This is a genomic window from Teredinibacter turnerae T7901, assembly GCF_000023025.1.
GTDB classification, from domain to species: domain Bacteria; phylum Pseudomonadota; class Gammaproteobacteria; order Pseudomonadales; family Cellvibrionaceae; genus Teredinibacter; species Teredinibacter turnerae_B.
Genome location: NC_012997.1, coordinates 545,034 through 569,145 on the forward strand (window position 1 = coordinate 545,034; position 24,112 = coordinate 569,145).

22 protein-coding genes and 1 tRNA gene are annotated in these 24,112 nt (G+C 48.0%); 12 read left to right on the forward strand and 11 right to left on the reverse strand.

Annotated elements, in window-relative coordinates; translation table 11 throughout:
• Positions 1 to 253 precede the first annotated feature (253 nt).
• Positions 254 to 331 (reverse strand): hypothetical protein, encoded by a 78-nt coding sequence (locus tag TERTU_RS22425; RefSeq protein WP_413470527.1) that lies wholly within the window; start codon positions 329 to 331, stop codon positions 254 to 256.
• Between TERTU_RS22425 and TERTU_RS02300 the strand changes: the two genes are divergently transcribed.
• The 3 genes from TERTU_RS02300 to TERTU_RS02310 all read left to right on the forward strand — a co-directional run bounded on the left by TERTU_RS02300 (position 297) and on the right by TERTU_RS02310 (position 5,455).
• Positions 297 to 1,040 carry a DNA/RNA non-specific endonuclease gene (locus tag TERTU_RS02300; RefSeq protein WP_015820393.1) on the forward strand — a complete coding sequence of 248 codons (744 nt, stop codon included), beginning with the start codon at positions 297 to 299 and terminating at the stop codon, positions 1,038 to 1,040. The genes TERTU_RS22425 and TERTU_RS02300 overlap by 35 nt on opposite strands.
• 471 nt (positions 1,041 to 1,511) lie before the next feature.
• Positions 1,512 to 3,509, forward strand: a complete 1,998-nt coding sequence (locus TERTU_RS02305; RefSeq protein ID WP_015820131.1) for an alpha/beta hydrolase family protein — start codon at positions 1,512 to 1,514, stop codon at positions 3,507 to 3,509.
• Entirely contained in the window at positions 3,506 to 5,455 is a 1,950-nt protein-coding gene (locus TERTU_RS02310) for an alpha/beta hydrolase family protein (protein ID WP_015817614.1), read from the forward strand. The genes TERTU_RS02305 and TERTU_RS02310 overlap by 4 nt, the downstream gene beginning before the upstream one ends.
• 373 nt (positions 5,456 to 5,828) lie before the next feature.
• Here TERTU_RS02310 and TERTU_RS21165 read toward each other — a convergent pair whose 3' ends face one another.
• The 10 genes from TERTU_RS21165 to TERTU_RS02365 form a co-directional block, all read right to left on the reverse strand.
• Positions 5,829 to 6,137 (reverse strand): DUF1272 domain-containing protein, encoded by a 309-nt coding sequence (locus TERTU_RS21165; protein WP_080516685.1) that lies wholly within the window; start codon positions 6,135 to 6,137, stop codon positions 5,829 to 5,831.
• Positions 6,138 to 6,228: 91 nt separating this feature from the next.
• Complete coding sequence (locus tag TERTU_RS02315; RefSeq protein WP_228378242.1) at positions 6,229 to 6,612, reverse strand: GNAT family N-acetyltransferase; 384 nt, start codon at positions 6,610 to 6,612, stop codon at positions 6,229 to 6,231.
• A gap of 277 nt (positions 6,613 to 6,889) precedes the next feature.
• Positions 6,890 to 7,201: an outer membrane beta-barrel protein gene (locus tag TERTU_RS02320; protein ID WP_228378243.1), complete on the reverse strand. Its 312-nt coding sequence runs from the start codon at positions 7,199 to 7,201 to the stop codon at positions 6,890 to 6,892.
• 130 nt (positions 7,202 to 7,331) lie between these two features.
• The gene (locus tag TERTU_RS02325; RefSeq protein ID WP_015820002.1) at positions 7,332 to 7,766 is read right to left on the reverse strand and encodes a hypothetical protein; all 435 of its coding nucleotides are present in this window, start codon (positions 7,764 to 7,766) and stop codon (positions 7,332 to 7,334) included.
• A gap of 91 nt (positions 7,767 to 7,857) precedes the next feature.
• The gene (locus tag TERTU_RS02330) at positions 7,858 to 8,307 is read right to left on the reverse strand and encodes a hypothetical protein (protein WP_041590024.1); all 450 of its coding nucleotides are present in this window, start codon (positions 8,305 to 8,307) and stop codon (positions 7,858 to 7,860) included.
• Positions 8,308 to 8,464: 157 nt separating this feature from the next.
• Entirely contained in the window at positions 8,465 to 9,040 is a 576-nt protein-coding gene (locus tag TERTU_RS02335) for a hypothetical protein (RefSeq protein WP_015817535.1), read from the reverse strand.
• A gap of 100 nt (positions 9,041 to 9,140) precedes the next feature.
• Entirely contained in the window at positions 9,141 to 9,725 is a 585-nt protein-coding gene (locus tag TERTU_RS02340) for a hypothetical protein (RefSeq protein ID WP_015818237.1), read from the reverse strand.
• Between the two features lie 109 nt (positions 9,726 to 9,834).
• Positions 9,835 to 11,973, reverse strand: coding sequence for a KAP family P-loop NTPase fold protein (locus TERTU_RS02345; RefSeq protein ID WP_228378244.1), 2,139 nt, complete (start codon positions 11,971 to 11,973; stop codon positions 9,835 to 9,837).
• A gap of 43 nt (positions 11,974 to 12,016) precedes the next feature.
• On the reverse strand, positions 12,017 to 12,904 hold the full coding sequence (locus tag TERTU_RS21055; RefSeq protein ID WP_015819054.1) for a TIR domain-containing protein: 888 nt from the start codon (positions 12,902 to 12,904) through the stop codon (positions 12,017 to 12,019).
• Between the two features lie 1,914 nt (positions 12,905 to 14,818).
• Positions 14,819 to 14,905 (reverse strand) — tRNA-Leu (locus TERTU_RS02365).
• A gap of 183 nt (positions 14,906 to 15,088) precedes the next feature.
• Here TERTU_RS02365 and rnr point away from each other — a divergent pair.
• The 9 genes from rnr (at position 15,089) to panD (ending at position 24,093) form a co-directional block, all read left to right on the forward strand.
• Positions 15,089 to 17,671 (forward strand): ribonuclease R, encoded by a 2,583-nt coding sequence (rnr, locus tag TERTU_RS02370; protein ID WP_015820720.1) that lies wholly within the window; start codon positions 15,089 to 15,091, stop codon positions 17,669 to 17,671.
• A gap of 265 nt (positions 17,672 to 17,936) precedes the next feature.
• Complete coding sequence (gene rlmB / locus TERTU_RS02375; RefSeq protein ID WP_015820274.1) at positions 17,937 to 18,680, forward strand: 23S rRNA (guanosine(2251)-2'-O)-methyltransferase RlmB; 744 nt, start codon at positions 17,937 to 17,939, stop codon at positions 18,678 to 18,680.
• A gap of 163 nt (positions 18,681 to 18,843) precedes the next feature.
• Positions 18,844 to 19,299, forward strand: a complete 456-nt coding sequence (gene rpsF / locus TERTU_RS02380) for a 30S ribosomal protein S6 (protein WP_015817441.1) — start codon at positions 18,844 to 18,846, stop codon at positions 19,297 to 19,299.
• A gap of 2 nt (positions 19,300 to 19,301) precedes the next feature.
• On the forward strand, positions 19,302 to 19,529 hold the full coding sequence (rpsR, locus tag TERTU_RS02385) for a 30S ribosomal protein S18 (RefSeq protein ID WP_015816942.1): 228 nt from the start codon (positions 19,302 to 19,304) through the stop codon (positions 19,527 to 19,529).
• Between the two features lie 29 nt (positions 19,530 to 19,558).
• A complete protein-coding gene (locus TERTU_RS02390; protein ID WP_015817170.1) occupies positions 19,559 to 20,425 on the forward strand; it encodes a YybS family protein in 867 nt (288 codons plus the stop codon).
• 26 nt (positions 20,426 to 20,451) lie between these two features.
• Complete coding sequence (rplI, locus tag TERTU_RS02395) at positions 20,452 to 20,901, forward strand: 50S ribosomal protein L9 (protein WP_015817830.1); 450 nt, start codon at positions 20,452 to 20,454, stop codon at positions 20,899 to 20,901.
• 112 nt (positions 20,902 to 21,013) lie between these two features.
• A complete protein-coding gene (gene dnaB, locus TERTU_RS02400) occupies positions 21,014 to 22,408 on the forward strand; it encodes a replicative DNA helicase (protein WP_026160638.1) in 1,395 nt (464 codons plus the stop codon).
• Between the two features lie 424 nt (positions 22,409 to 22,832).
• Positions 22,833 to 23,690, forward strand: a complete 858-nt coding sequence (gene panC / locus TERTU_RS02405) for a pantoate--beta-alanine ligase (protein WP_015818998.1) — start codon at positions 22,833 to 22,835, stop codon at positions 23,688 to 23,690.
• Positions 23,691 to 23,712: 22 nt separating this feature from the next.
• Positions 23,713 to 24,093, forward strand: a complete 381-nt coding sequence (gene panD / locus TERTU_RS02410; RefSeq protein WP_015819579.1) for an aspartate 1-decarboxylase — start codon at positions 23,713 to 23,715, stop codon at positions 24,091 to 24,093.
• Positions 24,094 to 24,112 lie beyond the last annotated feature (19 nt).

Sequence of the window (24,112 nt, forward strand, 5' to 3'; positions counted from 1 at the left end):
AGCGGCTCCAGGTTAGTGCCAGCGGGTGCACCCGTCGGACCCAGATGGCGCACTGTCATAATTTGTGTAAATTGCGAGCCGATGCAATAAAAAATTCATCGATATTAGTGATATCTGGCGAGGGCTTAAATCCGCCGCAGGCCGCGGTGTTTCGGCGCTAAACACTCACGCATTTCGAAATATTGCAATTGTGTATATCGCCTTGAGTGCACATGAGAAATACGTATTGCTCGTCTCTAATTCTGTCACAGAGTCACCTTTTAATAGCGCCTCCCCTAACCCGAGAGACGTTATTTATGAACAAGCAAGCGCTTTTGATTTGTGGATTCATCCTGACTTTCGTGGCCACACTGCCAGCCAAAGCCGCTGTGGTAAGCCACAACTACAGCTACTTCAAATTGTGGATCGATTGCAATAAGCGATCTGCGGTTAAATTCGACTACTTATTATGGTCAGACTCCGGCAATCAAAGTCGGCCATCTGCTTTCACTACCGATCCGTACATCAGTGCCAGCTGTCAGCAAAAATCAACCAAATCATACGAGTCCGTCCACTCCGGGTACGATCGCGGTCACATGGTCGCCTCCAATCATATGGACTTCAGTGCTACCGCAATCAAGCGCGCAAATTACATGACAAATATCCTGCCGCAGGTGAGTCAGATGAATCAGGGCGCCTGGCTAAAAACCGAAGAAATTACCGAATGCTACCGTGAGTATACCGACATCCGCGTGCTCGGCGGCCCGGTTTGGTCTGCCGGTGTGAAAAACAATTATTTCTTAAGCTCCCACGGTACACCAACACCGAAGAAGTACTGGAAAGTGCTGATCAAACAGGACTATTACGGCAACGTTATAGACGCAATCGGTTGGATTATTAACAATGATACCGCAGCAACAAAAAGTAAACTCGATAACTACTTAAAGAGCATCAACGCCATCGAAAGCGCAACCGGTGAAAGCATTCCCGTACCCAGCAGCTTTAAGTACATGGTACCGTCCAAATCCTGGTCGCTGCCTTCCGGGTGTGATTTAAGTTAAGGTTGAGATTGCATATATGTGGCCGTGTGCAAAACACAGTCTATTCGCCGACGCAACATAGTGGTGGGGTAATCAGGCAACTGCGCTACTCACAATGCTTGCGTATCACGCTTTAGTGAGACATATCTGCCCTGCGGGTGTTTGTTGGTATGCACTGCAGGGTAGGTACGGCGGGCCGACTTGTATTTGCAGTCGCTCCACCCACTGCGCCAGTGACTGCACAGATATACCTGACAGTCGCGTAATTGCTTTGATTTGTTCGGCTCGATAAGCTTGGTAAATATTGATCATGTGAAATCACTGTAGTACGAAATACCTAGTAGCGCAGGCTAACGACCTTGTCCTTGGGTAAGTATCTACTAAAAAGCGGCTCGAAAGCCTTTGTGGTGGACTTAGACATTGTAAATTCTTGATGCGTTTGCGGATATTTGATAGCTTCGCCTATTGATATACGGAACCAAGGAAAACACAATGCAAGTTCGGAAACAAGCATTCTCGATTATCTCCCTCTTTACCTATCTCTTCATCCTTTTTCTAATACCAAAAGCGATTGCTCAGGAGTACTCCCCGATACCGGCAGGGGTATTGTTCAACCCCAATCAGGCTCATATGCATGCTTTGTCGCCGCAGGGGAAGCAGCTGGCATACCTGACACTCTCCGGTGAAACCGTTTACCTGAACATTGTCGACGTAGATAAACTTGAGATAAAAGCGCGTTTTAATCTGGGGTCGGACGTAGTAACTCAATTTTATTGGATAGACGAATTTCGTCTTATATACAATATGGCCGGCCGGATAAAATCGGTGAATACGGCGGGCACTGAAAACGTTGTGTTGATGGACCACATATATGACATGGAAGGTATAGACAGTTGGTACGATGTCATGCGCCATTGGCGAGGCTGGTCTATCGCCAGTATGTTGCCTAACGATGCAGAGAATATTCTCTTGCGGGGAGAAGACATTAAAGGCTACGCCAGCATTTCAAAGTTCAATATATTTACTGGCGAAAAAACAGATATTGCGAACGGCGGAAAACATAAGATTCATGAATGGTCTACCGATATGCAGGGTAACGTGCGCCTTGCCTATAGATATAAAAAAGGTCAGGTTGAAGTGTTTCAAGTAGAAGGAAGTGACGAGACAAAATTACTTTTGAAGCCGATGATGATTGAGGGAAACTCGCTAGCTTATGACGGGCGGTCGTTTGTAAATCAACGCGTATTTTTTAATGCTTTCTCGTTTGATGGAAAGTCGATGTATCTCACCGAAAACATCGAAAAGGACAAGTTTCGCTACGTCGAATATAATCTAGAAAAACAGAAAATAGTAAAAGTGCTTGCAGAAAATAAGCGCTTCGATATCGCAAATCCACAAAGTCACGAAATTTTTTACAATGGATTTATATTCGATAGTAACAAGAAGCAACTTGCCGGTATCCGCTATTCTGCGGAGCGGCCTGTAACCATTTGGTTGGACGAAGATGTGAAAGCTATTCAAGCAACTATTGATGGCTTTTACCCAAATACGTCAAACTTAATAATGGATTGGACAGACGATAGAAATTCTTATGTGGTGTTTAGCTTTAGTGAGCAAGTACCTGGAAAAACGTCAATCTTTATAAAAAATAAAAAGCGCTTCACCGTCGTTTCCGACGATACTGAAATTTACGTTGATCATACATTGGCCACCACGTCGTTCGTTAGCTATAAATCGAAAGATGGAACAGATATATATGCCTACCTGACATCCCCTATTGTCAGTTCAGATGCACCTCCTCCGCTGGTAGTTATGCCTCATGGTGGACCGTGGGCGCGAGATTATTATGGCTACGACCCTGAAGTCCAGTTTTTCGCTACGCGAGGATATGCCGTATTACAACCGCAGTTTCGGGGGTCTGCTGGCTTGGGCCGCGGGTATATGCTGGCTGCGAAACAGAGTTTAAACGGTGTAATGCTCGACGATATTGCCGATGGCGCACAATGGTTAATAGACAAAGGCGACGTTGATCGCAACCGTGTCTACATCTATGGCTACAGTTATGGTGGTTACGCAGCAATAATGAGCGCGATAAAGTATAAGGATTTATACAAGGCCGCAGTCTCTATGGCTTCTCCGTTAGATCTGAATGCGCAGCTAAAATTTTACAAAAAAGAAGATTACGATTTTGCCTATGAGTACTGGAACACGTTGGTAGGCGATGCGAAAAGTAACAAGAAAGAACTGGCTGCCGCTTCTCCGTCAGAAAATATGGCGAATATAAAAATACCACTTCTCATTGCGCACGGTGACAAAGATCCTATAGTACCTGTAGATCAATTCGATAAATTCAAAAAGGCACTAGATCGTAAAAAGAACCCTAATATTCGCACTCAGAGATTTAAAAATGTTGGACATGGATTTAAAAATCCGAGTAATAACATCTATTTTGTTGAGCAGGCTCTTAAGATGTTCGAGGAGGCGAAATGAGAGCGCTAGGTCTTCTGTTGGTTGTATCTTTATTAACCATGTTTACGCAGGCGAGCGATGATCGCTTGCGAGAGCCTGTGCCTTCGAGTGTTCTTTTTTCTGGGTTTAAATTTGGCGAGTTTAAACTGTCTCCATCCGGAAAATATTTACTGATTAAGCATTGGAAAATGGATGGATCTTCGATATCTGTGTACGACATTCCTAACAAAAAAATTAAATACAATTTTAAAGTAGATAAGGAGTATAAGTATCGGGATATTACTTGGCTATCTGATGAGGTAATCGCTTATGAGAAAAATGGCTATATCGTTAAGATGGAGTCTAGCGGTTCAAATCTTGAGGTTATGGTAAATAGGGTAATAGATAAAAAGGGTTCGTATGAAGATAGAAGGTACAAATATTGGAACTTGGGGGGCTTGATTCCCGGAGACAAAGGAGAGGTCCTGCTGGAGGCGAGTAGCGACGATAAAAGCTTGCTCTACGCATATAATTTTCGCACTGGAGAAAAGCGTGTGTTAGCCGACGGTCGAGCTCTCGGCGTTAGTGATTGGTACGTGGACAGCCTGGGTGTTCCGCGGGTAGGTTTGAAAGAGACGAAAAAAGAAAGACAATATTTCTGGTTTGATAGCGAAAGCGGTGAGTTGAATCCTGTTCTGTCTCCCAGTAAAAAGCCTCTTGTATTTAATAAGAAGGAAAGGGAAAAGCATCGGTACCAAATTATTGGCTACGCGCCAAAAAGCAATAATATTTATATAGCTGAAAACCGCAGTACAGGTTACTACCGCCTCGTTGAACTTGACCCCAAAACAGGTGACATCGTAAGGGTGATTAAGGAGAAAGCGGGTGTTGATATTGGTTGGGCAAGCGATGTAGTGATTGAGGTTCGCCCCGAGTTGGGGGTATTGGCCGGCATACGTTACAGGGATGACCTCGGCTGGCAGCAGGAATGGTTCGATAAAGATTATGAGCGAATCCAAAAAATATTGGATAAAAAACAGCCTGAGCTAAAAAACTTAATTACAAGCTGTGACCGTGGTTTAAATTTTTGTAACGTCGAAGCGTTAAACACAACTGATACCTATATAGAGCAGGTTTTGGATGTGGCGAACGGTCAGTTGATCAGTGTCGCTAAATTTGCAAAAGAAAGAACTGGCTATGTGCTCAATCAACCAGAGGCATACCAGTTTAAAACACCGGAAACAACGTTGTATGGAATTACCACAAACACGACCGCTGCAAACGATAACCCGCCAGTAATTTTAATTCCTTGCCCTGGTTTAGAAAGCAATTATGCGGTGGCCTACAATTCGTATGCCCAATTTTTTGCGACACGAGGGTTTACAGTGCATCAAACTAATAATCGTGGCTGCTCTGGACGAGGTGTCGATTATCTCTACGGTAAGCAAGGGGAGTTACCTCAGTATATGGCGGATGATTTGGTCGCTACGGTTGAATGGGTACATTCACAGCCACGTTACCAGGATTCAAAAATATTCTTGTTTTCATATACCTGGTACTCGAGCTTTACTGCTGGACTGGCGTTAAAGCGAAAGCCAGAACTATTTTCGGGAGCTGCATTATTTTCTGCACCGTTAAACCCAAAAGCCTACTACAAGTATTTAAAAAAGAATGATTACTGGTACGCACGAAATTTTTGGGACTCGCTCGCAGCAGACGGAAAGCTAAAAGGAGCTGATTTCGAGAGACTCAGTGTGTATGACGAACTCGCAAAAACCAAAATCCCGGTTTTGCTGACCTATGGGCGTGATGATGCCACACCGATTGCCGAGAATTTGGAAAAACTTAGCGAGCTATCCAAAGCTAATGGCAATCTGGATGTTCGAGCACTCAAGGATACAAGTTTGAAAATAGGATTGGATGCGATGGAAATCTACTACGCGGAGAGTGCGGAGCGGACATTCCGCAAGGCGCTTGGTGGGGGTTAAACTCCATAGAGTTTTTATCTCAAACGCGGCTCCATTTGGGCCGCGATAGGATTCGTGGGCGCTCGGGAGTTTTCACGAATCGAACGCGTTCGGGCTTATTGGCTCATCTAAATGAATAACAATATTGTGTCTCGCTGAGGGTTGGGCGCTGTGGTGCTCGATATTCTTATTTCCATCACTTAATGGCTTGTGCTATCGACGTGGTATTGGTTTTTTGGGGCACTTCCAATGCGGTGTTAATTTGCGGCCGCAGCGGTGATTTTTCTATTCAAAAATCTTCGAAGAAAATCAGCAAAAACACTGCTGCTTTGGCTGTGCAATCCTGGGCAAAAGCCGTGGAACAAGTTTCAAAGTCTTGTTGCTTATTTGATGCTCACCGGTCCTTCGGGTCTATATTTTTAATGTCCCTTGCAAATAGTTTGTGCTTTTGTATATCAACGGCTCGATGTTGTATAACTGTGGACGCGGGATCGTTGCCAAGAAAATTGTTGCCCTTGTGATTAATGGAGGGGCGAATTGGTCTCTGACAAAACCCGCCACCACAATTAGGGCAAACGTTTTCAATTATGTTTTCCACACAACTTTTGCAAAAAGTGCATTCGTAGCTGCATATCATCGCTTCTGATGATTCGGGCGGCAAGGGTGTGTTGCAATGTTCGCAAGTAGGTCTCAATTCCAGCATAATATGTTGTTCCCAATTTCGCACTACACCTCAATAACTGGCGCGACTTTACTGTGTTAGGCGCGCGAGGTGTTTGCATGGTGCGGGGTTGTTAGGTGCGTGTTACTATGACGTACTTCATCCTGGGAAGCATTCTATTTTGAGATTCGCTGTAAACTTCCCCCACCTTAAATGCTCCTTTTTTCAAATAAAATCCTTCAGCATCTGGATCAGATGTTAGGTAGAATTCCGTTATATCTAGTAAAGCAAACTCCGAGAGAATCTGTTCAAATACCTTATTTCCGTAACCTTTGCCAATAGCTCTTGGCAAGAGCCAAAGGTGGTCGAGTTCGTTAACTTCGCCCTTAATTAATGCGAAAAATCCAACTGCTCCGGTATCGTCCAGTACTAGCTTTACAATGTTGCGAGCAATATATGTGTCCTCGAACTTTAAGTTAGCTCGCCATTGGTCAAGCTGCTCTTGGGTATACCCCAATAACCTTTCGATGAGATTAGGGTATCACGAAGAAGGTCTTTGTGCTTGCTCTCGGCATCTATAAAACGAAGCATTATATTTTACCTATAGCCTCTGAGTGCTGTACGCCAGAGCATCTGAAATATTCGCCGTACTTTTACATAGCAAGAGCGTCGAATAATGTAGATATACCTAAATCCTATGGCAAATTGTAAGTAATCGGTTTGTTCATGCGGCTGTGAAAAAAGCCGGTATTAGTTGGCCAAAAAAAATCGACGCTTACACGTATTCTTAGTCGTTAAATTTTATATTTGTAGCCAATTGAGACGCCGTCAAATTCTATTTCCGAATCGTGTATGTAGCTCGCATACTCAATATACAGTTGATTCTTTTTCTTTATTTCAAAAGAAAAGCCTAGCCCATAAAGTTGGTCGGACTCAGTATCAGTAGAGCTTATATTGTAATCCAACGCCTCGGCTCTTCCTGTAACCTCATTGTAACCAGCTTTCGCATACAAACTAAATCGATCGCTAACAGGGTACTGAGCTTTGAAGATAATACCCCAAAGTAACCCAATGTCTACTTCAATCTCGGATAGCTCTGACTTCAAATTAACTTTGTTAAGCTTTTTATAACAACCGATTTTATCAAATGCTAGAGGCGGGTATATAAGTTTATACCTATTCCAATCGCATTAAAGATCAAGAGAGCTAACCATAAAACAATCGATAGCTTCCTGTTTAAATTTTGAAGCCTCGTCTTTTTTCCAAGTGAAAAAATCTCATCTTTACTATTTTCCTTTTCGCATTGTACGTATGCCTCCCACCCCAGTAATTTTTCTGAAAAAAATGTTCTATGTCGCTTCTTATATACTTTGAATTAGTTTCAATAAAATGTTCTAGAAGCCTCCACCTCAGGCCACAATATAAAACTATAATTAGAGGTAGAAATATCACAAAACTCATAAATATTTGCGCATCTGCATTCGATTTGTTTTGAACAACCCAAGCCCACAGTGCGCCAGTGGAAGCAACGCTCCAGAAAACTATTTGCTTTGTCTCGTTTTGATAGTGAAGTATTTCAGTATGTCTTGCGCGAAACTCTTCAACGAGCAAAAACCATTTATTGTCAGTTGGCTCTGGATCGTCACTATTTTCACTTATTTCTACATTCATATTTAGGTTGTCCTCTATTCTGTTTGACCTAGCTAGGTAGCGCATAGCGCTTTTATACAAGGCGCGATTTTATGAGCACATGAGTCGTTTGTTAGGTCTTACCAAGATATTTGCACTCATTAATAGTTTTAGATACCAGCCCATAACCCTTCGCTTCATAAATTTTGAAAATTGAATTCAGCACAAAATCTGGTAGATCTAGCGATGCAGATAAGGTTTTACCGTCAATCCATACTCCAGGTTCACATCCGTCGACAAGATCTATTGCCTCTACCATTTTTGCCTTATTTTCAGCAAGTGGACACATGTATATAACAGAACTCGGATCCTTCAGAGTGGTTCCTGCGGGAATTCGAGATGCCAAAATAGTCTCATGTTTAATGAATCCGGACTTCTCCAGTACGGCTAGCGGTATAGAAAATCTTGTGTAAAAATCTTCTTCAAATTTTAATAATGGAGCGTTTATTTCTTTCAGAACTTGGTAAATCTCCTTTGAAACTAAAGCGACATCCTCATGCAAATAACTGATGGGGTCAGTCAACCTATCAATTTTCTCTGCCTACTTAGCAGAATCTAATTCAGATTGAAACTGTACGAGCGAAGCTGAGCCAGGAAAATTAACTCCTGCGATTCTGAATATTTTGCAAAACCAGTCAATCGAACTCATCATTTCTCCGTCATATGCCTTGTTAGGGCATCTAGCTAAAAAATGTAGATTCGGTGTCATTAATAAATGCTTCGTAGAATTGTACTCCAAGCTCGGCTAGATGAACTGGATGCAAAGAAGAAACTTTTTTATTTAGATGTGACGTTGGGGGGTTGTACCAGTTTCCTGAGTTTTTAACTCGAATTGCTTGTATGCTTGCAGGATTATTACGAACAACAAGTGGGTCACCTTCATAGTGAACGATTTGACCTCCCTCAATAACGAGATTTTTAATTTGGCCACCCTTGGCGTTGATAAAATCTAGTGTTCTGTTTGCCGCTTTGTATTCGGCGACTGGTTGTATAGAGTGATTGTCTGCATCTCTGGCCTGCTTGAGATACCGCAATAGCATATCTTTCCTTCTGAGTGCAGAGTATCTACCCTGCCAGGGTTGAAAACTATTTTTAATGTGCTGACAGCCACGCTCAGTTTTTACCCAGACCTTTTCTAGGCAATTTAAAAAATCACGCCATTCTTCATCAAAAATATCGAATGACTCTGCATTTTTCATTGCTTCTACGGCTCTTTTGGCGGATTCGAGTTCTTTTTTTGCTGATTCAATACTCAATTCGTTTTCCTAAAGTTGCCCTAACGCCGCCATAAAGGGTGAGCGACTTGTTGCGAGTCCAGCGCTGAAAGCGCGATTTTTTGTGGCCTTGTTAAACGCTTCATGGTGCATACCCTGCTGGTGGTAATTCACCTGTCACCAGTTTAGGAAAAAAGGCATATTCATCGTGAAAGCGTCTTCTTCCTCTAAGCTTTGACCACCTAGATATTAGCCAGTTAATAATTCCTATGCCAGAATCATATTCGATATGAATTGTGAAGGATTCATTTTTTATCCCAGTTGGCGTGCCACCACCTTCCGGATATTCGTTAAGGTCGAACTCATCAAATTTAAATAGAAAACGACTTTGCCCCGGAGCCAACTGTGGAATAATTACGTCAAATAAATCTCCGGAACTTTCCCTTGGAAGGTTGCGTCTCAAATCTCCAGAGATAGCAAGATTAATGTTCTCAGCCCTAGAGCCTCCAATATTTACGAGGGAAACCTCAATGAGGATGTCTTGTAATCGAGTTTTTTGCTTGATCGTTTCTTCGCTAGAAGCTTTTTTGGGAATTTCGGATTCGAATTCTGTCCCGAACCGGTTTCTAACTTGATGATATATTTCGAGTACAGCAAGCCTATCAGAGCTAACAACTTGAACACCAATTCTCATTGCACCAGTTACAGCAGAGCTAGATATTTCCATAGTTCTCCTAGGCGTTTAACGCCAGCCGTAACCGGCGCATTTGCAGAGAGCGAAGCGACCGGGAAATGCGTCCGAGTTGACGGCATTGTTAGGCAAATTTCGTCGATTGCTACTCATCTCCAAAATCTTTAGGCCTCCACCCAGAAAGATATTTATCTGCCAACTCAAATAAATCCCCAATTTCATCCGGTGGAGACGCTTTTAGCTGATCGATTCGATCTCGCAGTACATTCTCATCGCCATATAGATCGATCAATATATCCCATGCAAGTCTCGGCTTCAGACGCACAGCACGACTCCCCATTGACTGAATTCGAACATCGCTTCTTGCGCTTTTCAGTAGAGCATATGTGATATCCGTGTTGTCCGGAACCATTAGATCTGGCTCGTCTGGATCTGCTTCCCTTTTAACAAGCAACATCGTCCTGAGTAGATCGGTTTCGCTTGCTAGTTCTTCGGGGCTGGCAGAACGAACCTGGGCTCGCCATTCCACTTCAAAAGCTTTCGCGGCTTCCTCAGAAACCAGCTTGTGACCAGATCCTTGATAACCAACGTCAGTTATAAGCTCTTGCCTTGACGACAAAGATTTTATTTGGGGCAGTATTTCCTTAACTGCTGCCTCAATGGCTTCTGGTTCTTTAAGTGCGCGGACCAGACGGTAAACAACTCTTCCGACAACCAGTCGTGTGTCTAGATCAAACATTCCGCGTTGACGATCTGGAAGCTGTGGAAGCAGATTTAGCAAAACCACCGTACCGGGGATGACATGCTGATCAGCAAAATCATCTTCATACGCTTCAAGTGACGAAATAACGTCCTGTAGTCGATCTAAGGGCAGCAACTTCAAATATGTCTCGAACTCAGCTTTATACGTGATCAACGACCAAGCAATCTCGGCGTCAGAGAAAGCCTGTAGTTTCTCACCCGCAACGCGCTCTAAGTAGTAGCGAAGCACTTCTACATGAGCTACCCGCCTTTCTTTGAGCCAACGGTTAGTCCAATCTCCACCGTAATGTGAGCCTCCCAAATGCCGTTCGCCACCCGGAAACAATCGCCTGATCAAGTTACGTATGCTTTCCTCGTGCTCTCCTCCCTTTGCTACCAGATTATCGATCTGATTTTTCAGTTCTGGGGGGTCTTCACGGTAGCCATATCCGCCTGAGGTCGTCGTCAGCCCATCCACAGAAGTGTGCAAACTATGAAATACATCTGGGAGAAAAACGCGTACTGCTTCTAATGCTAGTACATCAACCAGTGCAACTTGACCACCTATGTCTCTTGCGGTGCCATGTATGGCTGCCGCATATCGACGAACATCTCTCATATTCCTTATGAGTGGACGAATCACCTCCATGAACACATCTGGCCAGAGGTCTGAATCAAAATTCCCTGGATTCTCGACATCTGCGAGCGCACCATTAATTGCGTTAAATATCTGCGTATTTAGTACATGCTCAGGAACGGCAGGTAGGTCGATTGCTATTTGGAGTATTTTCTCGAGATAGTCCCGCCCTGGAATTCCTTGCTCTCCCAGAGCTTGTTCGACACGATATCGGTCAAAAGCTAATAAATAGATGATATTCGGGAAGTTTGCGGTTAATCGGACTAATTTGAACACATCGCGTATTTCTTGGGTCGATAGGCGATCTATGTCATCCAATATAACTACTATTGGTTTATCTATTTTCTTGAGGGATTGACGCACCCTATTTTGACTTGATTTAACACCTTCTTTTTTGCGCTGTAATGCCTTAGCAACGAGATCCGTTACGACTCGACCTCGTTCAATCCATGGCCCTACTAGTGGCAACCAGCCCAAGCCAGAAAAAGTATCACCATAGTCCTCAATAAGTTCTCCAATTTCAGACAGGCCCGGACGGAGCTTTAGTTGGGCAGATAGCTCTATGAAAAACGATTGAACAAGTTGATCTGCTCCACTGAACATCCATGGATTAAATTCAAGTACTGTTACGCCTGATTCCTTGAGAAAAGATTGAGATAGATTTACGAAAGACGTTTTCCCAGATCCCCAGGGGCCTAAAACACCAACAACCACTCCTTCGCTAGAGTCAAGAGTTAATACTTGTTCAGCAAACGATGAGGCAGGCTTGAGTCGTCCAAGCGCATCTTCCTCTGAACTAGTAATTGGATTATCTGCGGTAATTTTTGCCGTTTTCTGCCCTCCCTCAGGCACAGGTGGATTTTCGATTTTTTGAACTACCGAATCGCCTTTCTTCCGTGAAAACATGGTGCGTATCCAATTCATGATTTTTGATTGCCTAACGTCGAATTCAGCGGCTTGTCCGCTGCAATTCTTTGTTATGTGTAATCACCTCTAATCGCTCTTGTGTCACCAATTTTAAAATTAGATTTCTACTCATTTTTCCAAATTTCGTAGATTCATGAAGCGTGGCTTTTACACCTTCACTGATTAGTGCATCATGATCAATACCTTGAGGCACATGCAAATCCAATCTAATCGATATATGGGAGCCTGGATATATATCTTCTTTAATCGGAAGTCGATGTAAATATTTTCCATCGGGCATTAAGCTGGCACTTGCGCCAGAATAGCAATCAATATCTAACGACAACCTAACTTGATCAGAATTTATCGTTCCATCGGAAAGATTAAACAAATCTAGCTGAAGTGTCCTTTCAAGTGAACGAGACTCCTTATCAAAATGCTCCACGATATAAGACTGTGCGCCGTCAATCACTTCCACCCCCTGAACCATATAGCGTATTGATGTAGAAAATATTTCACTATTCTCTTTGGGGTGGTTAATTGCCCATTCAATTCGCCTCACTAGTTCATTTTTTAAATAGGTGATTTTTCCCTGATATATCACGTGTTGAAAATGTTTCAGATCAAAAGGAATATCATTTGCTTGACGTGTAAGCAACAACACTCGCTTTCCTAAAGCGTGGGCATACCCAGTTTCGTAGAATACATTGGGGTTTTTTCCAGTCATATCAGATATGATGACATCGGCCTTCGCTATCTGATTGTATATTCTGTCTAGCATACGCTCTTCAAATATTTGCTCATCAACTCTCTCGCAATACGCACCCGCAAGTTCGCATGCCGACTTAATTCCGAGCTCATATATATCCCGAAATTCTTCTGAGAAAGGCATTAACACGAATACAAATGGCTTAGGTCTTGTGTCAAACATACTTTATTCCTTATCCCATGAAATAACGGACATAACGCTTGGGTAACCTGTGCTGCATGTGGAGCGTAGTTTTGGGGTAAAGTGGCGAAGCCACCCCAAAACGAAGCGTAGCATGCGGCATCAGGTTGACCCACTTGTTAGGGTGTATACCTTTCCACCAAGCCAATACCCCACTCCAACCAATAAGCACGGCATAATATATGGAATATTTTTCTTTAAGTACCACCATTTGAACGAATATTTCCAAATGAATATTCCATGGTTTAAAAACTCTCGGTTGTACGATAAAAATAACATTACGAGAAAGAACCTGACTGAATTAACACCTATAGAATACGAAAGGCCGATATTCATTCTCTTTTCCAATATATGCAGGAACGCGATCGGAACAACAAAATATATAATAAGAAATATCTCGAGTGTATTAACCCCAAACCTCAGCATTTCTAACGGTGCTTCACTAAAACCGGGTCTCGTTATAGCCATGAACAAGATATGACCGACACTACCAATAACTAGTGCAAATATTATTTTGATTGCCTGCGCCTTTGCCAACGATATGAACCCTAACAATGTTATTAGCCAGAAAAACTCCGCAAATTCAGACTAAACACGGAATATTTCCGTATAAGTCCAAACAGGGCGTAGGCTAGTATTTTATTCATCCCAAATATGCTATCTAACTCAGAGCACACCACTCCAACAGATCCATTCCTGTCTCAATACCACTGAGCGCGAACAAACTAAATTTCAGGCGCATAACATTAGCAACGCATCGCTTCAATACGATGGCTGCTCCCCCCACTAGATCGTGCGAGACTGCACCCAAACACAAGCCAGAAAGATAATTCCAAAACCAGTATCTCGTTCACCGGTTAATAAAGCTCGTCACCAATCCAGCTAGCCATAAAATCAACAATGCCTCTAAGCAAGTATTCGTCCAATCTAAACTAAGAAACGAGCCTGTTGTGTTGATTTAAGTGTCGAAATGGGCGGGTTTTTTGTGCCAATTACCTGTGCTTCTTTGATGCGGGTTATTTTTGATTTATGAGGCGCCACTAATTCCGACGGAAAATTTAACAGGTGTTTAACTTGAGCACGGCAGTCGCAAAATCTTAGATTGTGTGCTCAAGGGGGAAGGGCCTAAATCACGCCTCTAGCCGATAAACTTTGCAAGACGATATGTTGGCGTCAAATATTTCACGGTGGCGCAAATATGGGGTCGCTGGCGGTCAAATGTGGGTCAACCGGTTTCAAAGGCTAGTCAGCTACGGTTGGAGATCGCGAAAACTCGATCAAAGGCTTGTGATTGGTATTTTTAGATTGGTAGAACCCGGCCAAAGGCTGGTCGTCTGGGGTTGTAGACCAGTAAAACTCAGTCAATGAGCGGTCATTTATGGTTGGAGATCGCGAAAATTTGATCAAAGACTGGTGATTGGTCGTTGTAGATTGGTAGAACCCAGTCAAAGGCAGGTCATCTGCGGTTGTGGACCAGTAAAACTCCATCACAGGGTGGTTATCTACGGCTGTGGCTATTCAGTACAGACATTAATAGTGGTTTATCCAGTCTGCGTACGAGGTTCTGGCGTTCCAACTGCACGGGCGACGCTCTCTACCATGCTGTTCGCCACGACTAATAAAAGCGGATACTAAAAGCAGATATTAAAAGCAAATAGAGTACGGTTCGCAATGCTTGCGGGGCTTCGCTGCGGAACGTCTATTCCAGGTCGTATGCTGCAGGTAGGGTATGGGCTTAACGTCGGTTTTTTAATGATCCGGATCTTTGGGCGCTTTGAAGAACAGCTAAATAATCGGTGGAGTCGGGAATCGGGAATCGGGAATCGGGAATCGGGAATCGGGAATCGGGTGCCCATAAAAAAAGGCCGACCCTTGCGGATCAGCCTTTTGAAATTATGGTGCCCAGGAGAGGACTTGAACCTCCACGGCCGTGAAGCCACTAGCACCTGAAGCTAGCGTGTCTACCAATTTCACCACCTGGGCGTGGTAACGAACAGTGCTCGTTACTTATGAGGGCGCGAACTATATTGCGCCACGCGCGCCTTGTCAATCCTGCCAGAACTTTTTTTTGATCTATGCTGTCAATGAGGTGGGCGGCACCGCAATGCCTATTATTTGTTATAGTGACTTCAGTTTTTCCTTCCTTTCGTTACATGGACCCTTTCATTGAGCAGACGCAAAACACTTAAGCTGCAAGATCCCCACGCTGCGCGCGAGGCGCAGAAATACGACAACCCCATCCCCAGTCGTGAATTCATTCTCGATGTTCTAGACAATGCATCTGGCCCTATGAGCCATCGGGCGCTGTGCGGCGAACTGAAGCTGACGGATGAAGACGCCATCGAAGCGTTGCGGCGACGTTTAATCGCGATGGAGCGTGACGGGCAGGTGATGTCCAACCGCAAGGGGGCCTATGGGCGCGTGGATCGTATGGCGCTGGTGCGCGGGCGGGTGCAGGGGCATCGCGACGGCTACGGGTTTGTGATTCCCACCGAAGGCGGCGAGGATATTTACCTCACCAACCGGCAGATGCGCAAAGTGTTTGATGGCGATGAGGTGCTGGTACGGCCGGAGCCGGACGGCTTTCGCGGGCGCACGGAAGGTGTGATTGTGGAGGTGCTGGCACGCAACACCCAGCATTTGGTGGGGCGTTTTACCACCGAGCGCGGCATCTTTTATGTGCGGCCAGATAACCCGCGCATTGGCCGCGATATTCTGGTGCCGCCGGACCAAACCGGTGGGGCCGTAAATGGCCAGATTGTTGTGGTTGAAGTGCTGCAACAGCCGGATCGGCAGAATATGCCCGCCGGACGTATTGCCGAGGTGTTGGGCGACCATCTGGCGCCGGGCATGGAGATCGATGTGGCGATTCGCTCCCACGGAATTCCCCATCAGTGGCCGGACGCCGTGGAAGAGCAAGTGCGCGATTTCAGCAATCAGGTGGCGGAAGCCGATAAAGCGCATCGCGTGGATTTACGCCAGTTGCCGCTGGTGACGATTGACGGGGAAGATGCGCGGGATTTCGACGATGCGGTCTATTGCGAAGCCAAGCGCAGCGGAGGCTGGCGTTTGTATGTGGCGATTGCGGATGTGTCTCACTATGTGACACCTGGCAGCGCGCTGGATATTGAAGCGCAAAAACGCGGCAACTCGGTGTATTTCCCCGATTATGTGGTGCCCATGCTGCCGAAAATTCTGTCTAACGGGTTGTGTTCGCTTAACCCGCAAGTGGACCGCTTGTGCATGGTCTGTGAGATGACCATCAGTGCGGCAGGCAAGGTCAGCGGGTATAAATTCTACGAAGCGGTGATGCATTCCCATGCGCGGCTGACCTACACCCAGGTCGGGCAGGTACTGGCTGAGCGGGACAAACCGCGCAGCGGTATTCGCCAACAGTTTCACCATGTGGTGAAGCAGTTGGATGGTTTGCACGATCTTTATATGCAGTTGCGCGCGCGACGGGAGGAGCGTGGGGCTATCGATTTTGAAACCCGCGAAACCCGTATTCTATTCGATGAAGGCCGCAAGATTCGCGAAATTGTGCCCACCGAACGCAACGATGCCCACAAGTTGATCGAAGAATGCATGCTCGCGGCGAACGTGTGTGCGGCCAAGTTTATTGAGTTTCACAAGCTTCCCGGCTTGTTTCGTGTGCACGAGCCGCCCAAGGCGGAAAAAATTGACATGCTGTATCAGTTTCTGGCGGAGCTGGGCATTCGCATTCCCTGGTCTGAGCAGGTCACCCCTGCGGATTATCAGCAAGTGATGGAAGCCATTGCGGGGCGCTCAGACGCGCACATTATTCAGATGGTGTTGTTGCGCAGTATGAATCAGGCGGTTTACCAGCCGGAAAACCGCGGCCATTTTGGCCTGGCCTACGATGCCTATGCGCACTTTACTTCGCCGATTCGCCGCTACCCGGACTTGCTGGTGCACCGCGCTATTCGGTCGGTGATCCGCTCTAATCTCGATACCAAAAAAGTGGTGCGGGTGGAGGGCGCCACGCCGCTCACTGCAGCGCAGATCTACCCTTATACCGCGGGTGATATGGCGAGTTTTGGCGATGAGTGCAGCTTCACCGAGCGCCGCGCAGACGATGCCACGCGCGATGTGATTAGCTGGCTGAAATGTGAATTTGTGAAAGATCGCGTAGGCGAAGTGTTCGATGGCGTGGTGGCCTCGGTCACCGGGTTTGGTCTGTTTGTTGAGCTGAAAGACGTATATGTGGAAGGCCTGGTGCATATCACCTCGCTGCCGGAAGACTACTACCGGTTTGATCCCGCCCACCACCGTCTGGTCGGCGATCGTACGCGCCGTGTGTTTGGCTTGGGCGACGAGCTTAGCGTGCAGGTGGTGCGGGTTAACCTCGACGAGCGCAAGATCGACTTCGAACTAAACCAGATTAAGCCGCGTAAAAAAGTGCGCGTGAAGGTGAGTGAGCAGGCGAAATCCCTGGCGCAGGACTATGAAGCGGAAACTGCGCGAAAGTCCGGTGGCCGGGTACCGCGCAAGCGGGCGGCAGCGCCTGCTGGCGACTCGGCTGAAAAAGCGGCGGACAAAGCGGCGTCACCGGCGAAGCGATCCGCGAAAAAGCCCGTGGACGCTACGGCCGAGCCAGCGAAAAAACGCAAACCCGCGAAATCGGCAAAACCAGCAAAACCAGCAAAAAAAGTTAAAAAGAAAAAACATGCTAAGCGGGAAGAGGCCAGCGGCAAGAAGAAAAAGAAAGCGCCTAAAACGCGCAAGTAATTGGCTGCTGTTGTTGCTGGTATGTGCAACTGCCGGTTTTAGTCGCGCTCAAGGTTCTTTAGTCAGGTTCGCTCAGAGGCTTGGCCGATAATGTTAGCCAGCTAGCTAGTCTCTTCATCTAGCGATTGTGGATTTGGGTTTGCGGTGCAAGCCCGGTTCAGCCTGCTCGAATTTGCCTTTCTGGGGTTAACCCTGTGCGTCAACCAGCCGTGGTGACTATCGTTTATATTCCATTGATCCATTTTTTATCCAGATTAACCTATTCATGAAAACAGACGTTATTTTCGGCATTCACGCCGTGCAATCCTTGTTAAAAACCGCCCCGCAACGTATCAGTGAACTGCAGGTGGTCAAAGACCGCCAGGACCAGCGCATAAAAAAATTGCTGGCCATGGCCGAAGCGCACGGGGTGCGAGTGAGCCTGGTGAATCGCCAGCAATTGGAGTCGGCTGCAGGCGATGGCAACCACCAGGGCGTTATTGCTTACGCCAAGCCCGGCAAGGCGCTCGACGAGAAGGGCCTGCTGGATTTAATTGCGCAAATGGAGGAAGACCCGCTTATTCTGGTGCTGGATGGGGTGACAGACCCGCATAACCTAGGCGCTTGTATGCGATCTGCCGATGCCGCCGGAGTGCACGCGGTGGTGATTCCCAAAGACAATTCCGCAGGGCTAAACGAGACTGCGCGCAAGGTTGCGTGCGGTGCCGCCGAAACCGTTCCTCTGGTTGTGGTTACTAACCTGGCGCGCGCGCTGAATAAATTGCAGGACGCAGGTCTGTGGGTTGCCGGCGCTGCCGGTGAGGCAGACGCCGACATCTACAGTGCCGATCTCACTGGCCCAAGGGTGATCGTTATGGGTGCGGAGGGTGACGGTATGCGCCGGCTCACCAAAGAGACCTGTGACCTGCTGATTAAAATCCCGATGATGGGCTCTGTCTCCAGTTTGAATGTGTCGGTTGCGACTGGGGTAGTGTTGTTCGAGGTATTGCGTCAACGCAACGCCCGCTAGCTGTGCTTTGCTGTACAAAAAACTTGCAAATTCGCGCCTCTCTCCGTAGAATCCGCCACCCTTAAACCCGCCCGACAGCCATTTCTGGGCGTCGGTGCGATCTCCTTGCTTCACCGTATCAGTTTGTATCGTGCGGGAAGCTACTAACCCGTAAGGAGCGAAAATGCGTCATTACGAAATTGTGTTCCTGGTCCACCCTGACCAGAGCGAGCAGGTGCCCGGCATGATCGAGCGCTACACCTCAGCTGTTAAAGACAGCGGCGGCAGCGTTCATCGCCTCGAAGATTGGGGTCGCCGTCAAATGGCTTACTCCATCAACAAAATTCATAAAGCACACTACGTGCTGATGAACATCGAATGTGGCGACCAGGCTCTTGAAGAGCTGACCACCAACTTCCGATACAACGATGCCATTTTGCGTAACATGGTTATCCGTTGCGACGAAGCTGTCACTGAAGAATCTCCTATCCAGAAAGCAGAGAAAGAAAACCGCGAGCGCAAAAACCGCGCTGAGCGTCGTGCTGCTGAAGCCGCTGCCGCTACTGAGACTGAGAAGTCTGAGAGCGAAGAGTCTGCCGAAGAGGAGACATCCACTGACACTACTGGTGAGGAGGAATAATCATGTCCCGTTTTTTCCGTCGACGTAAGTTTTGCCGTTTCACCGCCGAAGGCGTGAAGCAGATCGACTATAAAGATCTGGAAACCCTGAAAGCCTACATCTCCGAAACCGGCAAGATCGTACCAAGCCGTATTACCGGAACCAAGGCGAAGTATCAGCGTCAGCTGGCGACCGCGGTTAAGCGCGCGCGTTACCTGGCCCTGCTGCCTTACACTGATTCACACGAGTAATTCGGTTCAGGGGCTGATAGACGTTCACTATGCGTGCGCTGGCCAATTTTATAATGCGTGGTCGCGTGCAAGCGGTGATCATGGCCCTGTTGGGGAGCTGGGTCCCCTTGTTATCCCAGGGAGCCCTCGGGCTCGTAACCCTGCGCAAGGGTTGGAAGGAAGGCTTGATTATTACCCTCTGGGCGAGCCTTCCTGCTGTCGCCGCCCTCTGGGCAGGTGATGTTGCCAAAGTTATGGCCGTGGCAGGTATCGAAGTAATGGTGGTGGCCTATTTGTCCTCCGTTATGCTGCGTTATACCGTGTCCTGGTCCGCTGCGCTGGCCGCGATAGTTGCCTTGAGCAGCTTCGCTGCGCTGGTTGCCGTACTACTGGTAGAAGATATCTCCAGTCAGTTGGTCGCGTTTTTCCAAACCATGCTGGAATCGCAGGCCCAGAATCCGCCGTCTGCAGAGACGGCGCTTCTGACAAACTGGTCGACCGCACGCGCCGCTGGCGTGATCGCGATGTGGATATCGTTAACCACATTTGCCGGTCTTGCGCTTGCCCGTTGGTGGCAGGCGATGCTGTTTAACCCCGGTGGTTTTCGCACCGAGTTTCACAGCTTGCGGTTGAACGCCTCCCTGGCCACTGCCGCGCTTGGCGGTGTGGTGATTGCGGAGTTCAACGGTCTGGAGTACGGCTTTTGGGGGCTGGTGTTTGGCATGCCGCTGCTGGTAGCGGGCATTGGCCTTATTCACTGCTTTGTCGCCGCCAAAAAGCTGGGCATCTGGCCGCTGGTCGCATTTTACTTTGGCCTGGTACTGATTGCGCCTTTAGGGTTACTGGTATCCCTCCTGGGGTTTACCGATGTTTGGATCGATTACCGAAAACGATTTAATTTAGTGCAGCCGAAATAGCTGCATAAACATTAGAGGAAAACGAGATGGAAGTTATTCTGCTCGAAAAAGTTGGCAAGCTTGGCACCGTTGGTGACAAGGTTAAAGTTAAGGCCGGTTTCGGTCGTAACTACCTGGTACCTCAAGGTAAAGCAATTGCTGCAACCGAAAGTAATATTGCTGAATTTGAAGCGCGTCGCGCTGAACTGGAAGCAGCGGCTAGCGATCGTCGTACTGCTGCCGAAGGCCGCGCTAAGTTGCTGGCGGAAAAAGAAACCTTCACCATCGTCGCTAAAACCGGTGACGAAGGTAAGTTATTTGGTTCCGTTGGTACTCGCGATATCGCTGATGCAATCACCGCAGACGGTATTAAAGTGTCTAAAGCAGAAGTGAAATTGCCTCAGGGTACGCTGCGTGAAGTGGGCGAATACGAAGTGGATATTCAGCTGCACGTTGACGTTACTCAAGCGATTAAGCTGGTTATCGCCGCCGAGTAATCGCGGAACATCGCGTTCAGGCGCGGTGGATATAAGCTACACTAAGGCGCAGTTTACTGGCGGCACCACCGTCGATAAACTGCGCCTTTTTGCGTTTTAAAACTGGATACTTATGTCGCAAGCCGAGTTCTCATCAGAAAATCCCCCCGCCAGCCTTGGGCTGGAGCAATCCATGCCGTTGCCTCACTCTGTGGAAGCGGAGCAGTCGGTGCTGGGTGGTTTGATGCAGGATGCGAGCAATTTCGACGGTGTTTCCGAGCAGATTGCTGAGGGCGATTTCTACAAAAGCGGGCACCGTAAAATATACGCGGCCATGTTCCAGCTTATTGAACGCGACCAGCCCATCGACGTGATTACCGTCTCGGAATACCTGACCCAGACCGATGAACTAGAGGCGGTCGGTGGCCTGGACTACCTGGTGGATCTGGCAACCAACGTTCCCAGCTCGGCAAACGTGGCGGCTTATGCGCGAATTGTGCGTGAGCGCGCAACGTTTCGACAGTTGATCTCCGCTGCAACCGAAATCAGCCGGGCCAGCTTTAACCCTGCAGGCCTGGGCTCGGATGATCTGCTGCAACTGGCGGAAAAGCGTGTTCTGGAAATCGCCGAAGAGCGACCCAAAGAGGGTGGTTTTGCGGCCATTAACGAGCTGCTGAAAAAAACCGCCGACAAGATCGACGAGCTGTTTCAGTCAGACAGCGATATTACCGGGTTGTCGACCGGGTTGAGCGACCTGGATCAGCGTACATCCGGCTGGCAAAGTGGCGAGCTGATTATTCTCGCTGCGCGTCCGTCCATGGGTAAAACAGCGCTGGCACTTAACTTTGTTGAGGCGGCGCTGTTCACACAACCCAAACCGGTGCTGGTGTTCAGCCTGGAGATGCCCGCCGACTCGCTGATTATGCGGATGCTGTCCTCGGTGGGGCGCATCGATCAGGGCAACCTGCGCAACGGTGCACTGGCCGACGAAGACTGGCCCAAATTGCAGTCGGCGTTTGCCAAACTCAAAGACAAGAAGCTGTTTATTGACGATACCGCCGGCCTCAGCCCGGCGGAAGTCCGCGCTAGGATTCGCCGCCTCGCCCGAGAGCACGGCGAGCCGGGCATGATTATGATCGACTACTTACAGTTGATGCAGATTCCCGGCAACAGCGAAGGGCGCACCCAGGAAATCTCCGAAATCTCCCGCTCGCTAAAAGCCCTGGCGAAAGAATATGAATGCCCGGTGATTGCGCTGTCCCAGCTCAACCGTGGCGTGGAACAGCGCCCCAACAAACGCCCCATGAACTCCGACCTTCGTGAATCCGGCGCCATCGAGCAGGATGCCGACGTGATCCTGTTTATCTATCGCGACGAGTACTACAACGAAGACAGCAACGAGAAAGGCGTAGCCGAATTGATTATCGGCAAACAAAGGAACGGCGAAATAGGCACCTGCCGCGCCGCCTTCCTCGGCAAATTCACCCGCTTCGACAACCTGGCTCCGGAGTATATGGCTAGGGATTAGGGGGGGCTTTGGGGGCGTTCGCGTTGCTCACTTTGGGAACGTTCGCGTTGCTCGCTGCTGGGAACGCTCGCTTGGCTCGCTGCTGGGAACGTTCGCGTTGCTCACTGCTGGGGCGTTCGCGTTGCTCACTTTGGGAACGCTCGCTTTGCTCGCTGCTGGGAACGCTCGCTTTGGCTCGCTTCTGGGAATGTTCGGGTTGCTCACTGCGGGGGGGGCGTGTTTTTCAGCGCGAGCGAAGCAAAGCGCCGTATCCGCCCAGAAGTGAGCGTTGGCGAACGTTCCTTAAGGCATCAATGATGCCGCCCCAGTAGCGGGCGACGCCCGCGCCCCAGAAGCCGCCGGGAGGCGGCGTTCCACACGGACAAGGTTGTTCCAACCTTGTCCGTGTATTAACATCCCCCCTCCGCCAGCTACACTCCCTTTTATGAAAACCTTTCACCATATCCAAAGTGTCCGCGAGGCCCTTAAACAGGCGCGACTTGAGGGCAAAACAGTCGGTTTTGTGCCGACGATGGGCAACCTCCACGACGCGCATATTGCGTTGGTTCGGCAGGCGCAATCGCTTGTAGACGTGGTTATCGTCAGTGTGTTTGTCAACCGATTGCAATTCGGGCTGAATGAGGACTGGGATAAGTATCCACGCACAATCGAGGCAGATTCTCAGAAACTCGCGGCGGTTAACTGCGATTTTCTGTTTTATCCCGACGAAAAGGAGATGTACCCCAATGGTATGGATGCGCAAACCCGGGTTATCGTGCCCTCGATGGCCGATGTGCTCTGTGGCGCAAGTCGGCCGGGCCATTTTGAAGGGGTAACGACGGTTGTTAGCAAACTTTTTAATATCGTACAGCCCGATATCGCGGTGTTTGGTATTAAGGATTACCAGCAGTTGGCTATAATACGCCGCATGGTGGAGGACCTGTGTATCCCGGTGGATATTGTTGCTGGTGATATAGTCCGCGAAGCGGATGGCCTGGCGATGAGTTCTCGCAATAGCTTTATCACGCCACAAGAGAGGCCCAATGCAAATCAACTGCATCGGTCATTGAGCTGGCTGCGCGAGCAGATATTGGCGGGAGAGCGGAACTACCCCGCGCTGGAAACCGCCGCCAAGGCGCGCATAAAAGAAGCGGGGTTTCGCCCGGATTATGTCTCCATCTGTAACAGCAAAACGCTGGCTCCTGCGGCCAGCGATGATTTGAATATCACCCTACTTGGCGCCATGTATACTGAGGGCGCACGATTAATTGATAACCTGTCACTCAACCTGGCTGGTGAGTGAGAGGCAACAGAGGCATTAAATTATGCAAATTACGCTGCTGAAAGGTAAATTGCACATGGCTTGCGTAACCCAGGCAGAGCTCTGGTACGACGGTTCCTGCGCAATTGATGCAGACCTGGTGAAACTCGCCGGTTTACGTGAGTTCGAGCAGATAGACATCTACAACGTGGACAATGGTGAGCGTTTCTCTACCTACGTGATTCTGGCAGAGCCAGGCTCCAAAACCATCTCCATGAACGGTGCGGCGGCGCGCAAGGTTCAAGTGGGCGATCGCATTATTATCGCTGCTTATGCCGGTATGGAAGAAGCTGAGGCCGATCGCCACAAGCCAAAACTGGTTTATTTGAACTCGGATAACAGTGTAAACCGAACCAGTAATACGATTCCCGTCCAGGTGGCTTAGCCCGCCAGAGACGTCAGTT